A 15030-nucleotide genomic window follows, 5' to 3' on the forward strand; every position below is an offset into this window, starting at 1 on the left:
GTGTTTTCCGGGTCAGTCGATGCTGATGTTGCTGTCGTGCGCAACCTGCGTCCAGGTACGCACTTCCTTGGCGATGTAGTCGCCGAACTGGGGCGGCGTCATGGGCATCGGTTCGATGCCGATCTGTTCCAGCTTCTGCTGGAAGTCGGGGGATTTCAGGATGTCGTTGATGGTGGCGTTCAGCTTGTCGGTCACGGCCTGCGGCATCTTGGCGGGGCCGACCACGCCGTACCAGGTCAAGGCCTGCATGGACGGATAGCCCAGCTCCTTGAAGGTCGGCACATCGGGCAGCACCGCCTGGCGCTTGTCGCCCGTAACGGCCAGCGGCGTGACGCGGCCCGACTTCACCGCCGGCAATCCCGCGGCAACACCGGGGAACACCGTCTGCACGCGGCCGCCGATCACATCGGTCAGCGCCTCGCTCATGCTCTTGTACGGCACCGACAGGTCACTGAAGCCGGCAACATGCTTGAACTGCTCCATGGCCAAATGGTTCAGCGTGCCGTTGCCCGACGTGCCGTAGCTGAGCTTGTCCGGGTTCTGCTTGGCGTAGGCGACGAAGTCCTTGAGCGTCTTGACGTCCAGATGCTGCCCGACCAGCAGCATGTTGGCCGTGCCGCCTATCATCGCAATCGGCGTGAAGCTTTTTACCGCGTCGTACGGGGTCTTGCGCACCGCGGGGTTGGTGCCGTGCGTGGCGACGTAGGCGATCATCAGCGTATAGCCGTCGGGCGCGGCGCGCGCCGTATCCGATGCGCCGATGATGCCGCCGGCACCGCCCTGGTTTTCGATATAGAAGGATTGGCCCAGGCGCTGCGAAAGCTGCTCCATCAGCAGGCGCCCTACCACGTCCACGCCGCCGCCCGCGCCTTGCGGCGCAATGACGCGCACCTTGTGGTTGGGATAGTCGGTTTGGGCATGGGCGCCTTGCATGCCCAGGGTCAGCGCCACGGCGATGCCCGCGCCCATGCCGGCCACGCGCGCCGCGATGCGCGATATTGTGCTTGTCGATGTCATTCGATCTCCAGGAGAATTCTTGTTGTTGCGTGGTCGTCCGGGCTGAGCGTGCCGTCGCCCATGGGGCATAGAGCGCCACCGGCTGCGGCGCGTCTATCCGCCCAGATACGCGCCGCCATTCGCGTGCATCGTCTGTCCCGTCAGGTACCGCGCCTTCGGTCCGCACAGGAACACCACCAGATCGGCTACCTCCTGCGACGTGCCGCGACGGCCCAGCAGGGTGGTATGCCTGGCATGATGCGCCGGCGTGCCCTGCGCGGAATGCCCACGCGCGGTGTCGATCAACCCGGGCACGACGCAATTCACCGTCACGCCATCACCGCTCATGTCATGCGCCAGCGCGCGCGTCAGCCCGACCAGGCCCATCTTCGCGGCGATCACATGGGCGCGCCCGCTCGATCCGCCGTGCGCGGACATGCCGCCGATATTGATGATGGCGCCCGCGGGCGACCGCCGCAGATAGGGCGCGGCGGCGTGCGCGCACAGATAGGCGCCGTCCAGGATCACGCCCGTCACCTCGCGCCATTGCTGCCAGTCCAGCTCATCGAACGGCGACTCGCGGCGGATCGCCGCATTGTTGATCAGGATATCGATGCGGCCGAATCGCTCGACCGCCGCGTCGATCAAACCTTGTGCGCCATCCGGATGCGAGATGTCCGCCAGATGCGCCAGCGCATGCGCGCCCGTCTCCCGTATCAACGATGCGGTCTCTTCGGCTTCCGCGGCGGACCGCTGCGCGTTCACCACCACATCCGCGCCCTGCCTGCCCAGCTCCACCGCGATCGCGCGGCCGATATTGCGGGCCGCGCCCGTCACGATCGCCACCAGTCCGGACAAGGGGCGATCCGTTGCTTCATTCATGCGCTGTACTCCTGAATTCCATGACCGGCGCCGCCGCTCCGGGTCGCGCGCCGTTCGACTTGGGTGTCGGCACCTGTAGCACCTTGTCCGGCCGCATCCAGAACGACATCACGATGCCGACGACCAGAATGGCGATCGACACCACGAAAGGCGAGGTATAGCTACCCGTCGCGTCGACGATGTAGCCAAAGGTGATAGGGGAAATCACGGCCGCCAGCCCCGCGGCCGTGCTGACGAAGCCAGTCGCGACGCCCGCGTAGGCCGGCGCCACATCCATCGGCGTCGCGAACACCGGCCCGGCGCTCAATTCCAGGAAGAACAGCGCCGCCGCCAGGCACAGCGCCACCACGGTCTCGTCATGCACGAACAGCACGCCGGACATGAACAAGATGGAACCGCCAAAGCCGAGAATCACAACATTGCGCCGCGCGGCATTCACCTTGCCCGTCCGCGTGTAGAGCCAGTCCGTCAGCATTCCACCGGCGGTATTTCCGATCACCGCCGCCAGGAATACCGCGCCGGTATAGAAGGCCGAGTGCTTCAGGTTGATGTGGAAGTGGGACACGAAAAAGCTGGGCAGCCAGCTCAGGTACATCCACAGCGCCCAGGCATGGGCGAAGAACACGATCGTCACCGGCAGGATGCGGCGCAGCAGCGCCATCCACGGCACCGGCTGACGCGTCCCATCGTGTCCCCGCGCGGCATCGGCATACGCCGGCAGCGCCGCCAGTTCTTCCTGCCTGATCGCGCGATGGTCGCGCGGGTCATCGCGAAAGTAGCCGTACCACAGCGCCACCCAGATCAGGCTGATCACGCCCATCACCATGAACGAGCCGCGCCAGCCTACGAAGGGAATCATGAACACCACCAGCGGCGGCGTCAGCGCCGCGGCTGCACGCGACGCGGAATGCGTGAACCCCTGCGCGAAGCCGCGCCGGCTGGTCGGCACCCAATTGCTCATGGCGCGAGTAGCAACCGGAATCGTGCCGCCCTCCCCGGTTCCGACGAGCAAGCGCGCGATGATCAGCCCGCCCAGGCCCGTCGCGAAACCGGTCGCCAGCGTCCCCAACGCCCACACCAATCCTGAAACTGCCAACATGCGGCGCGGCCCCAGGCGGTCGCCTAGATAGCCGCAGATGATCTGGAAGATGGCATAGCAATATCCGAACGCCGCCAGCGCGACGCCCAGCTTGGTGTTGCTCAGCCCGAATTCCTGCTTGATCAGCGGCGCCGCGACCGACAGGTTCACCCGGTCCACGTATTCGATGAAATACATCGCGCACAGCAGGATGAACACCTTGCCGGGCGTACCACTGAACACCTTCGCCTTGATTGCGGCCATTTGTCTCGACTCCACGGGTATCCAAGGAAGCTTCATGGCGGTTCTTTGGGCGTGCCGCCTGGCGCTTTCTCTATTTCGGAGCGCTGTTCCGCGCCCTTGTCCTGCTTGTTCATGCCCCCGCGGGCCGACGTCGGGCGATTTGGTACTTGCCAAACGCCTCAAGGGAATTGCATTCTACGGATTGTCGACGATTCGACAATCTGCGAGATACAGTACTTTTGTTATGCTTACCGGCCGCTGAAGTTGGCGCGGGTTTTTAATGCGTTGCGCCGCGCGGTCTGTCGTTATCTCAAGGTCGCACCCCATGTCCTCCAACGCCGCATCGCCCTTCGACCTGTTGCGCTCCATGACCCTCTCCGGCCTGGTGCAGGAAGAAATCCTGCGCGGCATCAAGTCTGGCGAGCTGACGGTCGGGTCGCGGCTGAACGAAAGCGAACTGTCGCAACGGCTGGGCGTCAGCCGCAGCCCATTGCGAGAAGCCTTCCGGGCGCTGGAAGAAGCCGGCCTGGTCCGCCTGGAGAAAAACCGCGGCGTCTTCATCCGCGACCTGTCCGACGAAGAAGCAGCCGAGCTCTACGACGTGAGAGCCGGCATGGACGAAATGGTCGGTCGCCGCCTGGCGCCACGCATCACCGACGAGCAGTTGGCGGAGCTGGGCGCGATGCTCACCGAACTCGAAAGCACATCGTCACGTGACGGCGTCAACCGGTACTTCGAGCTGAACCTGGCGTTCCACGACAGGCTGGTCGAGATGACCGGCAACGCCACGCTGCTCGGTCTCTACCGGCAGGTAGTGAACCGCATACACCTGCTGCGCCGGCGCGGGTTCTCATTGGCCGGCAGCTCGTCGGCATCCCACGCCGAACACCGCACGATCCTGGACGCGCTCGCCACGCGCGATCCCGACATCGCCGCGAAGGCCATGCGGCAGCACGTGGAAAGCGGCTTCCAACGCGCGGTAGCCGCGCATCATCTTGAGGACAGCCCCGCGCCAACTCAGATGCCGGCTTGAAGACCGTGGTCGCCGGTTCCCTAGGCCGCTCGCTCGCACACCGCCCGAGCACATCGAAGACCTCATCTCGTAGCAACGGACTATCGAAGATAAAATAGGCATCGATTTGCAAGAGTCGCATCGAACGACCTGATGGGCCCACAGAAATCGAAGAAGCCCACGCAACCCGCCCGCCATGCTGGAGCCGCATCTTGGACACTCTTGTCATACGCGAAGCCTCCCCAGCCGACGCGACGAGACTGTGCGAAGCGGAGCGCGAAACCGCGCGGACACCAGGACTGCTCGTTTCCCGTCCGGCCGAACTCCACCCGGAAGCTTTTGAACGGAAGATCACCGCGCTTAGTCGTGACGGTCTTTACCTTGTGGCGGAGCGCAACGGTCAAGTCGCCGGCCACGCGCTGCTGGACCCCTTGGGCCTTGAGGCCCTGGCGCACGTCCTGACGCTAACCATCGTCGTGCATCCGGGCCATCTGGGACAGGGTATCGGTAGCGCCCTGATGACCCGGCTCCTGGATTGGGCGCGCATGCGATCGGGACTGGTGAAGATCGAACTACGGGTGCGAGAGACCAATCACCGTGCCCGGCGCCTATATGAACGCTTTGGCTTCGTCGAAGAGGGGCGCCTGCAAAAGCGCATTCGACTGCCGGACGGCACTTTGATTGCGGATATCACGATGGCCTGGTTTGCGTAAGGTAGGCGGCCCCGGGGCGGGTCAGACACCTAGTCGTAGCGAGGCCGGCTCGCCGACCAAAGCGTCCACCTGTCCTGCTCGACGATCGTCTCCCCACCTGGCAGCCGGTCGCCGATAAAGTCCACCAGTTGATCGAGCTCGGCATCGCTCAATTCATGCAAAATGGACCGCCCGGTCCGGGCACGTAGATCACTCGCCAACGACCCGAAGTCCTTGTAGGTCTTGCGCGTCTCCCAAAGCGTGCGCGACTCCGTGCTCACGAAGCCCGCTTCGTCCAACGCAGCGCGAACGCGAGCATCGGTAGGCCGCCGGCCAGACTCGAACTCAGCCAGGCGCGGGAAGCATTCAAAGAAATAGCCCCGTATATGCCGCGGCGAACCGGGCAGCCGTACGTCGTCCACCGTGCGGTCCTGGACCAACAGCATCCCGCCCGAGGTCAACAGCCGTGCCGCTTCGCGAAAGGTATCCGCATACTCAGTCAGATGATGGATCAGCGCTCGCTGGAAAACGACATCCGCACTGCCACTCGGCAAACCCGTAGCGTCTGAAGCGCCGACTTTGAACGCGAGGTCGGTGCGGCCCTGCGCCTGCTTCGACGCCGTATTGACCATCACCTCTGAGAAATCCACACCCGTCACATGAGCGGCGCCCAAATTCGCCCAAGCCAGCGTATAGATCCCTCCCCCGCAGCCCACGTCGACCACACGCTTGCCCGCCGGCTGGATCAGCCCCTTGATCGCCCGCGCCCAATCCGCATGCGCATCACGGTTCGCATACGTGTCCTTGACTGCTTCGGAGTGGAAATCGATGCTCATTGGTCTCTCCAACTGACGCCTTGCGTCATAGCTCATATCGGCGGGAGAGGATTCTGAACGTCGAAGCGCAATATGTAAAATATATAGTTCGTCCCATATGCATATCTTCCACATCTGCAAAGCATGCGATGGAACTACGCCACCTCCGGTATTTCGTAGCAGTCGCGGAAGAGCAGCACATGACCCGGGCCGCGCAGCGCCTGGGCATACAGCAGCCGCCCCTGAGCCAACAGATCCGCGATCTGGAACGTGAGCTAGGCGTGCAGCTATTCGACCGTACGCCCCGCAGTATCAAGTTGAACGCCAGCGGCCAGGTCTTCCTGAAAGACGCATGCCGCTTATTGGCTGAAGCCGAGGCCGCCGTCACACGAGTCCGCCAGGCATCCCGCGGAGAGTCCGGCCGCATCGCCGTCGGCTATACAAGCTCGGCATCGCTGCACCCCCTCGTTCCACGCCTACTCCGCGCGTTCAACGAAAAGCATCCTCAGGTCGATTTGGAATTCCAGGAGAACGCCACCCGTGACCTCCTGGAAGCCGTCGCCAACGAATCCATAGACGCCGCCTTCGTGCGCTCGACAACGGACCGCTACCCCACGCTGCGCTCGGTAGTTTTGGACAACGAACCCATGGTCGTCGCCCTTCCCGCCGCCCACAGGCTGGCAAAGCGGCGCAAAGCGATTCCACTGGTCGAGTTGGCGGATGAGCCCTGGATCTTCTACCGCCGCGCGGACGGTCCGGGTATCCAGGACGAGCTCATGCCGGCCTGTCGCAAGGCCGGCTTCACGCCGAAGATCGTGGCGGACGTGCCGCGCCTGCTATCCGCCGTTACGCTGGTCTCCGCCGGCCGCGGCATTACTATCGTGCCGCAAGCCATCGGCGCCGTGCATCAGGACAGCGTGGCATATCGGCCGCTTGATGCGGCCTCGGCCTTCACCATTCCATTGACCCTGGTGTTTCGCCGGACCACATCGATGTCGGTGCAACACCTGGTCGACATGGCGCTGGCCGGCGCCAGAACCCTGAAATAGCACGGCTAGATCGGACCGCGATGCTTCACAGCATGCGAATATTCGCGGTCTGCGATCCTTTCGGGCCTTGCCCTATGGAGAAGCTCACGCGCCGCGCGTCCATGCACGTAGCGGCATCAGTGTCTTCCATCGCATCGATGCTGGGATGACGATCGTCGTCCGCGACGTCCATCATGAAGAATGGGAAACCCCTGCTCGCGTCAAACCTTTCAACATTGCCTGTTTGCATGCTCTTTCCTTGAAACGGAAGGGAGTGCCCCCTTCGAGCGAGATCAAGGAAAGGAGTTTGGACGATGAAGCGCGCAGGCGCAGGATGGCACAAATCGCGGTACTTGAGTCTTGTGTCGACTGTGGGCTGCTTGAGTAGGCATGTCAAGGAAAGACTCGAGGGGACACACCCTCTTTGGTTACGGCATGTGCCACCCCGCCGCGCCCGGAGCCTGTCGGACCCGACAGATCGGCCAAGGAACGTGAACGCGGCTACCTCCAGCCGTGCTACCTGATACCCTGGACGGAACATCGATCCGGACGCTTCCATGTCGGCACCTCATTGGTTCTTATTCTTCGGTGCCCTGCTCATCACCATGGTGCTGGCCAGCTCGCTATTCGCGCGCGTGCTGCTCAGCAGCGCCATGATTTATCTATGCGTCGGGTACGTGCTCGGACCTTCATGGCTGAGCTTGATCTCCCCCGACCCGCTGCACCACGCGGACGTCCTTGAGAAACTGGCCGAAGCCGCGGTATTGATCTCGCTGTTCACTGTCGGCTTGCGCATGGGTGTGCCGATGCTCGACAGGCGATGGCTCTTGCCCTTGCGGCTGGCGTTCGTGTCGATGGCGCTTACCGTGGGGATGATCGCCTTCCTGGCCGTGCATGCCCTGGGCATGTCATGGGCCGAGGCCATATTGCTCGGAGGCATCCTCGCGCCCACCGACCCCGTACTCGCGTCCGGCGTGAAGACCGATCGCGGCCCGGACCCGGACCGCCTGCGCTTCGGCCTGGCCGGCGAAGGCGGCTTGAACGACGGTACGGCATTTCCTTTTGTCGTACTTGGGTTAGGACTGCTGGGACACTACGATCTGGGCGCGCATGGCTGGCGATGGGTGGTGGTGGATGTCCTGTGGGCGACCGTAGGCGGCCTGCTGATAGGCGCGGCGCTGGGGACATTGATAGGCAGGCTGGTCGTCTATCTGCGTACGCGACACGCCCACGCCGTCGGCTTGAACGAATTCCTTTCGCTAGGCCTGATCGCCATGGCCTATGGAATGGCGCAGACCTGCATGGCGTCAGGCTTCCTGGCCGTTTTCGCCGCCGGGCTGGCCCTGCAGCGCGTCGGAGAACAGCCGCGCGCGGGCAGTACGTCCTTGAATCCGGAGGAAATTAGCCGGGACGACGGCAAACGGCGCCTGGCGACGCACTCGCATCACGCAAGCGCGGCGATGAGCGATGCGGTCCATACGTTCAATTCGCAATTGGAAGGCTTGGCCGAGTTGACGATGGTGTTGGTGGTGGGCGCCATGCTGGCCTATGTGCAGCCGGCGGACATGCAATGGTGGTTCATTCCCGCCCTCTTCCTGATCCTTCGCCCCCTGGCGGTATTCCTGGGCACATTGGGCCACAGCTCGAACCTGCAAAGCCGGGCGAAGATATCGTGGTTCGGCATTCGGGGAATCGGCTCGGTCTACTATCTCGTCTTCGCCATCCGGCATGGCATAGGACAGGAACTCAGCCAGCAACTGATCAATATCGTCCTGATCACCATCGCCGCATCCATCCTGCTTCATGGCGCTTCGGTCCGGCCGCTGATGAAACGCTAAGCTCCGCTTGTTCCAGAGCTTTGTTTCAATTGAACGTTAGGGAGTACGCTGCAATCAGCGTAGTGTGCGTACAGTCGGGGCGCGCCCCAAGTTGGAGAAAACAATGCAGCGAATAATCTCGGAACACCAGATTCCCACTGGCGACTTCCGGCAGGTCAAATATGTCGGCGCGATCAAGGATCGCGTCGATGACGGCAATAGCGCGGCGGTCTGGATCATCGAGGCGAACTCGCCTTATATCAACCAGATCGGCGCCAAGCCTGTCGATAGTTGGACAGAAGTGCTTATTGATGTCGAGGATCCGAACTCGCCGGAAACCTTGGCCAGGCTGAGACGGGCGGTGGAAGCGCGGCTTGCGCAGCAATTGGGGTGATGCCGCGCGGCACAAAGGGCTGCGGGTCTGGATTCACAAGCCAAGCTCCGCGGCGCGGCGCGGCGCGGCGGCCTCGATGCGGTGGCTCACGGGTACGTAATAGTGAAGCGCACGGCCGCGTTGGCCTTCCCCGGTGTGATGGTGCCAGCCGTCTGGTAGTAGGCCGCCTGCAGTGGAATGTCGGCGGAGGCCGAACCTGGGACATAGCTGGAGAAGCGCACCGGTTGCTGCAAGGGCACGGGCCGACCGGTGGCATCCATCAATTGCAAGCCCACTCCGATGGCGGCGCCACCCGTCTCCAGCGCGACGATACTAAGGTCGGAAGAGATAATCTGGGTTGTCGGATCGAGTGTGTATTCAATACTTTGAATGCCAGGGGGACAATCTCTCAACGCTATCGCAAAGGACTTCCGTCCGGCGGTCATACCGGGCCCACCGAAGGCGCTGACCGGTATCTCGCCCATATTCACGCTTACATCCCGCGTTGCGCACGTCAACGGATTGATTCGGATGGGCGCGAGCGCATAACGCTGCTCTGTCCAGCTGCCATCAACCTGTGTGTTGTGTGGACCAATTGGGGCTTCCGCAAGCCTCGAATAAACACTCGATATCTCGCCCGTGTTAACGACGCCGTCCTTGGTTTTTACGAGTTGATAGCTGACTTGACCGCCCTGCCTAGCGACCCACGAGGCGTTGTAATCCTCAGCCAGGCTTAGGATGTTGCCGGCAGGGTATTGCATCCCCTGCATCCAGGGTTGCCAGCCGATAGCCTGGAAAGCTACCCGCGCAGCAACGGCGATCCCAATTCCGTCAATATTGGTGCTGAGAACGGGAACCGCCACCCCATCACGGAATACTCTTTTGCCCGTGTCATCGCCGCTACCGCTGTAGTGCACTTGCATGCTGAACCAATGGTAGCCGGCGCCGCCGGAGCAACGATACAACTCTGGGTCCGGTTCACCGTCAAGCCACCCAGTAAGCGGCGTCCCGGCAGGTGTACCGGGTGACACGGTAATCGAGGCAGGTCCATGTACCAAAACCTCCGACTTACCACCGTCGCACTGGAGATAGGCAGATGCCGCGGAGGCCCATCCCAACGATAGCGCGGCGAAGGCGATGCGCCATAAACTTGTTCGCCCGACGACGCATGGCTTGTCCACCGTGCGAGACTTATACATCAAACCATACGAGTGTTTCATCTCGGATTCCCCTTCGCTATGCGTTCATCAATGGACTGGGGGCGCGGCACTCCGAGCGGCGCCGGACTGCGCATCCGCGCCGTGCTTCGAGCCGTCCATTTGCTCTTGATCGGCACCCCGAGTGCAAGCCAAGGCAATACCCGCATTGCCTTGCGTGCGCTCGTACGGGAAGTCACACGCGGCCCCTGCTGCCGAGCCCCAGCGCACGGTAAGCGCCCCGCGGTCCGGCACACCACGCGCGAACAACGTGCCGCCTTGGCCGACTACCCCGACCTGCCTACCCTGCGCATCGAACACATCGGCACCCATGGGCACCACCTGGCCGTCGGCCTTGCGTACGTGCACTATGAGCGGCCGCCCGCGCCGGGTTTCAAAGGTCGCCCGCACCACTGTGCCGGCGCGCGGCACCACATCCTGACTCGTCGATTCCAGCTCGACGTCGTCGGATAATCCTTGAGGATCCAGGTCTAGCGTATTGACCTGGTAGGGCGTGAGGTAAGGCACTACCGCATAGCCATCCCCGTCCACGACCACGCCCGACGCGTTGGTCACGATGGTTCCGGCCGCACCATCGGCCTCAATAAGGGCGACGGCTGCGTCGGGGCTCATGGCCTGGCCGAAGGTCAAGCCGCCCGCGTGCAGAATCATGGCGCCCGACGCATTCAACGAGTACTGCGAAACCCCCGATCCCGTCGAGGCAGAGATGCCCACTGCCCCCTGCCCACCGGTATACGACGCGTTTCCACCCACTGAAGCCGCGTGATCGCCACTTTGACCGGTGTAGTTGCCGTCCAGGCCGTAGGACCAAGCGTTGTTGGACCCGGCCGTTCCAGAGACGCTGGACTGCAGCGTAGTGTCGCCGTGTGAGTCTTGCGTGACCGCCGTTGTGAACGAGGAGAACAGCGGCGACTGGCCGGACTGACGGCCGAACGGAATTGTGAGACTCGCGTAAACCTGGTTTTCCTGTTCTCCATAGCCGTTACGGGTTCGCCGGACCGACACACCGAGTTGCCCCCAACTGAAACCAGTGGCGTACCCAACCTGGAATTCCGTATCGCTGGGTCGATTGCTCCAGTAGCTCGTCAACGTGCCCGTTGCGTTCAGCGAGCTGCCGGCGCCGACGCGCTGGCTCACGTTTAGCTGCAGCTTATCCCGGGCCCGATAGTCATTCCCATACCACCGGGTGCTCCAGTCGGAGTTGACCGCCTGGCGCGCTTGCATCGCATCGGAGAAGCTGTAGTAGCCGGAGGTGGAGTAGCGATAGGCGGCCAGTGTCAGCGAGGTATCTGTCCGCGGCAGAATCTTGGCGTAGCTCAATCGCACACTTTGCCCCGTCCGGTTGACGTGCTCGGGCAGCTGCGCGCGTGCGACCGTAAGATCCAGAGCGAAAGCGCCCAGGTAGGTGTTCAGGGCGCTGCCAACCAGCGCAGCGGCGTAGTCGTCCGCGCCCAATGCCCCTGTGTATCCGGTGAAGAGATCGCTCAGGCCGCGCTGATAGATCAGCTGGCCGACGTATGGCTTTGTGGTCCCCTGGTACTGGGAGCGGTATTGACCGAACGCGATGCTGTAGCGGCTGCGCCCAGGGCGCAACAGCTGCGGCACGCTAGCGTAAGGCGCGGAAAACGTTTGACGGGTGCCGTCGGCTTCCGTGACAACCATCTCCAGATCTCCGCCATAGCCGGTGGGGTTGAGATCGTCGATGGTAAAGGCACCGGGTGGCACGGTCGTCTGGTAGATCACATTGCCGTTCTGGCGCACTTCGACTTTGGCGTTCGAACGGGCCACGCCGTGCAACACGGGCGCATAACCGCTCAGCGAACTGGGATACATGCGGTCATCGCTCGCCAGTTGAATTCCGCGCAGTGAAAAGCTGTCGAATAACTCGCCGGAGGTGGTGCTGTCGCCGGCCTTGAACGTCGACTTCCACGCTGTCAGATCGTGCTGCGCGTAGCTTTCGATCGATTGAAACTCCAGATCTGTACGATTTTTTTTCCCCTGGCGAGTCTCCCTGCGATCGTCATACCAGTACTGCGTTTCGCTGTACTTGCTGTAGTTGATTGAGGAGCGCTGACGCAAGCGCCAGCCTCCCAGGTTCACGCCCGCCATGAGTCCAAGATAGCCACTTTCGTTGCTCGAATCGTTGCCTTGCGTGCGGTAGATATTCGCTTCGTAACGAAGCAGGCCCGCCGGAATGCCGTCGCTCCATAGCGATGGGTCGACCTCGCCTCGCGCCGTGTGCCGTAGTGCGATTTGTGGAATGCTCAGCGTCAGCTGCTGCTCGCTTGCATCGTAGTGAATCGCGGCGTCCGGAATACGGTGCGTTAGATCGATACATTCCTCGGCCGCGGTCTTTTCCGCCTGCCCTTCCCGCGGGTCGGAAAGGGATGATCCCAGTTTGCGCATATCCACGCCGCTGGCTTGCAACAGCGCCCGCGTCAGACAGGGCTGCGCGCTTGCACCGCCCTCCTGGGGGACGAAACGCACGTCTCTGCGCGCCAGCGGTCGATCGTTGACGTACAGTTCGACCGTATAGACGCCGGGCAATACGACGTTACCCTGTTCAAAGCGACTTACGTCGATCGAGTTGCCGGACAGGAAGGCTCGTTCGAACTGCACGGCGACGTTACCGTCAACCGTTGTCGGCGTGTCTGCCAGAGCCGCTTGCCCGACCGGAATACAGCCGCTCGCAATAATAATTGCCGCGATAAGCGGCCTCGTTCGATCGCAACGCAACTTCTATGTCCTTTGGAGCCATATCGAAACAAACGGGATACCCATGCACTTCGCGGCCGCGCTGGACCAGTTATGGACCGGCGCGGGAGTACATGCAACTGCACCGCCTAAGGCAGGCTTGTTTCGCCAGGCACGAGTGCGCCGTAATCGTTGATAGTCGAATACTCGATCTTCAAAGGACGCGGGATGCTGCCGATATCTCCCGATAGCGGAAACGTGGCAACATCGAAGGGCAAGACCATGCCTGGCATGGCTTGCAGGGTTCGGCCAGGTGCCAGCACATCGACCGTCGAGTAGGACACCGCGAACTGTGTCGGATTCTCCGCGCGCAAAGCCGACCCACGGTCGGTCTTAAGCACGGACCATTTCACCTTGCCGGCTGCCGTAGCCGGATCGCCCTTCAAATCCCTTGGGCGGAAGAAGAGCTTCACACGTGTACGATAAGCAATCTGCAGCCAGTTCTGCGATCCCGCATTGGCATCTGCCTTGGGCGGGATCTCCAGCACGTTCAACCAAAACACCGATTCCCGATCCGGGGGCAGCGCTTCCTTCGTATAGGACAGGCGTATCACCTGCGCCTTGCCGGCCTCCACGCGGAACACAGGTGGCATGACAACGAAGGGGACACTCAACGCCTCGGGCTTGGCGTTCGCATCACCCGTGTCGATCCACGCCTGCACCAACGTCGGGCGGCTCCCATCGTTGCTCAACCGCACGCCGACTTGCCTGCTTTGCTCAGGATAGATAACTCGGGTACCCGACAACGACACCCCCGCGTGGACGTATGCGGTTACGGAGCCGAGCAACGCCGCCCACAGAACTCGCGACAGACCTCTCATCTCGCGTTCTCTTTAATTCGACCTGGGACAATGCCGGAGCGACAACGCTCCGGCGGCATGGCTTATAGATACTCCGCCAAGAAGCCGACGGCAGCCGTGACCTCTCCCGGCCGGGTGAGGCTGGGCGAACCGGTGCCGTAGTACTCGGCACCATAAGTCAGGGTCGCCTTGCCCGCATTGTCGGCCACTACTGGTGCGTCCGTTCGGGGTTGTCCCACGCGGATTACGTTGCCGTCCTTGTCCGTTAAGGCGACATTTACGAACACCGCCCCGCCGTCATTCTCCTTCAGGTTTTTCAACAGCCCGCTTGACGAATCCACAAAGGCGGGATTCGCTTGAAAATCGGCTCGAACTTTCGCTCCCGCCGGGCAGTTGCTAAAAGCTATATCGAATTTCTTGAGTCCTGCGGTTTTGCCGTTCTCGTTGACATCCGCCAGCAGCACAGTCGGCAGCGGAATATTCATAGTCTGTTGGTATGTGCAGGTCGAAGCGACTACGAACCCGCTGAAGTTAATCATTGCAGTATCAGCGGCCTGGGCTGAACCGGCCATCATGACAAGCGCGGCGGCGCACGACATGGCCATGATGCTGAAAGACTTTCTTTGGTTTTCCATCCTATTGCTCCAGTTTCATAAAACGAGGTTGCTGCAAACCCCCGTGCGCCGGCGTATCGCATGGGCGCCACGGCGACGCCACGGAAAAAAAAAATCAGGGTGTGGACCGCATTGCGTTGACGCAGCCAGCATGGCTTCCGAGCAGGCAGCGGATGATCCATGTGTCGCGCCCCGCGCGTGCCAGGACATCGACCCAGTGCCTACGCTGAAGTGTGTCGCGCTGGCGTCATGAAGACCGCAAGTGTGGGTTGAATTTGCTCACGAGCCCATCGGACAATTCCCAAAAAAGGACATTGCGTGTGCCTGATGCAAGCGACTACGTCGTTCGAATCGGGATGCGTTAGCAAGTAAGCGAACTGGTACCTCGCTACGCCGCCCCTGTTTGATGGCGCAGCGCTGTGCCATCGAGCAACATCAGGACGGCGGCGTACGCCGTTAACCGTTGCGGCATGGCTCCACAGCGAGCCAGCGTGCACCATCGCTGCGCGGACCGTTGTGTCGAGAAGCGTGGCCGAACGGCCGCGCGAGCGTGTCGACACCGCCACCAGAGCGCGTCTGAAGTCTAGGACAAGTCCTATGGCGGAAATCCCTCATCTGCCTAAACTGCTCTGGCGAACGCTCGCCGCACGCTCCTTTGGTGAGGAGACATTCGTAGTCGCGACGTCTCTCGCGCCCTGTGTTCGCGTAG

General features: G+C 62.2%; 14 protein-coding genes. 5 read left to right on the top strand and 9 right to left on the bottom strand.

Annotation, left to right across the window (positions count from 1 at the left end; translation table 11 throughout):
* Positions 1–12: 12 nt before the first annotated feature.
* From ACNA0R_RS07860 to ACNA0R_RS07870, 3 genes are all read right to left on the bottom strand, one after another.
* Positions 13–1017 (bottom strand): Bug family tripartite tricarboxylate transporter substrate binding protein, encoded by a 1005-nt coding sequence (locus tag ACNA0R_RS07860; RefSeq protein WP_415825387.1) that lies wholly within the window; start codon positions 1015–1017, stop codon positions 13–15.
* Between the two features lie 93 nt (positions 1018–1110).
* Positions 1111–1878 (bottom strand): SDR family NAD(P)-dependent oxidoreductase, encoded by a 768-nt coding sequence (locus ACNA0R_RS07865; protein WP_415825388.1) that lies wholly within the window; start codon positions 1876–1878, stop codon positions 1111–1113.
* On the bottom strand, positions 1871–3220 hold the full coding sequence (locus tag ACNA0R_RS07870; RefSeq protein ID WP_415825389.1) for an MFS transporter: 1350 nt from the start codon (positions 3218–3220) through the stop codon (positions 1871–1873). Before ACNA0R_RS07870 ends, ACNA0R_RS07865 begins: the two co-directional genes overlap by 8 nt.
* Before the next feature lie 304 nt (positions 3221–3524).
* On the opposite strand from ACNA0R_RS07870, the gene ACNA0R_RS07875 reads away from it, so the two are divergent.
* Positions 3525–4232, top strand: coding sequence for a GntR family transcriptional regulator (locus ACNA0R_RS07875; RefSeq protein WP_415825390.1), 708 nt, complete (start codon positions 3525–3527; stop codon positions 4230–4232).
* Positions 4233–4423: 191 nt separating this feature from the next.
* Positions 4424–4924, top strand: a complete 501-nt coding sequence (locus ACNA0R_RS07880) for a GNAT family N-acetyltransferase (RefSeq protein ID WP_415825391.1) — start codon at positions 4424–4426, stop codon at positions 4922–4924.
* A gap of 29 nt (positions 4925–4953) precedes the next feature.
* Here ACNA0R_RS07880 and ACNA0R_RS07885 read toward each other — a convergent pair whose 3' ends face one another.
* A complete protein-coding gene (locus ACNA0R_RS07885; RefSeq protein WP_415825392.1) occupies positions 4954–5739 on the bottom strand; it encodes a class I SAM-dependent methyltransferase in 786 nt (261 codons plus the stop codon).
* A gap of 128 nt (positions 5740–5867) precedes the next feature.
* Here ACNA0R_RS07885 and ACNA0R_RS07890 point away from each other — a divergent pair, with 128 nt between their 5' ends.
* Positions 5868–6767: a LysR family transcriptional regulator gene (locus ACNA0R_RS07890; RefSeq protein WP_415825563.1), complete on the top strand. Its 900-nt coding sequence runs from the start codon at positions 5868–5870 to the stop codon at positions 6765–6767.
* 25 nt (positions 6768–6792) lie between these two features.
* On the opposite strand, the gene ACNA0R_RS07895 is transcribed toward ACNA0R_RS07890, so the two are convergent.
* Positions 6793–6996, bottom strand: a complete 204-nt coding sequence (locus tag ACNA0R_RS07895) for a cold-shock protein (protein WP_415825393.1) — start codon at positions 6994–6996, stop codon at positions 6793–6795.
* Between the two features lie 307 nt (positions 6997–7303).
* Here ACNA0R_RS07895 and ACNA0R_RS07900 point away from each other — a divergent pair, with 307 nt between their 5' ends.
* Entirely contained in the window at positions 7304–8584 is a 1281-nt protein-coding gene (locus tag ACNA0R_RS07900) for a cation:proton antiporter (protein WP_415825394.1), read from the top strand.
* Positions 8585–8687: 103 nt separating this feature from the next.
* Positions 8688–8957, top strand: coding sequence for a hypothetical protein (locus ACNA0R_RS07905; protein WP_415825395.1), 270 nt, complete (start codon positions 8688–8690; stop codon positions 8955–8957).
* A gap of 86 nt (positions 8958–9043) precedes the next feature.
* Here ACNA0R_RS07905 and ACNA0R_RS07910 read toward each other — a convergent pair whose 3' ends face one another.
* The 4 genes from ACNA0R_RS07910 to ACNA0R_RS07925 all read right to left on the bottom strand — a co-directional run bounded on the left by ACNA0R_RS07910 (position 9044) and on the right by ACNA0R_RS07925 (position 14342).
* A complete protein-coding gene (locus tag ACNA0R_RS07910; protein WP_415825397.1) occupies positions 9044–9859 on the bottom strand; it encodes a fimbrial protein in 816 nt (271 codons plus the stop codon).
* A 324-nt stretch (positions 9860–10183) separates the two neighbouring features.
* A complete protein-coding gene (locus tag ACNA0R_RS07915; protein ID WP_415825398.1) occupies positions 10184–12772 on the bottom strand; it encodes a fimbria/pilus outer membrane usher protein in 2589 nt (862 codons plus the stop codon).
* A 224-nt stretch (positions 12773–12996) separates the two neighbouring features.
* A complete protein-coding gene (locus tag ACNA0R_RS07920; RefSeq protein WP_415825399.1) occupies positions 12997–13728 on the bottom strand; it encodes a fimbria/pilus periplasmic chaperone in 732 nt (243 codons plus the stop codon).
* Positions 13729–13790: 62 nt separating this feature from the next.
* Positions 13791–14342, bottom strand: a complete 552-nt coding sequence (locus ACNA0R_RS07925; RefSeq protein WP_415825400.1) for a fimbrial protein — start codon at positions 14340–14342, stop codon at positions 13791–13793.
* Between the last annotated feature and the right edge of the window lie 688 nt (positions 14343–15030).

The sequence above is a fragment of the Bordetella sputigena genome (assembly GCF_965137885.1).
In the GTDB taxonomy this organism is placed as follows: domain Bacteria; phylum Pseudomonadota; class Gammaproteobacteria; order Burkholderiales; family Burkholderiaceae_B; genus Bordetella_C; species Bordetella_C sputigena.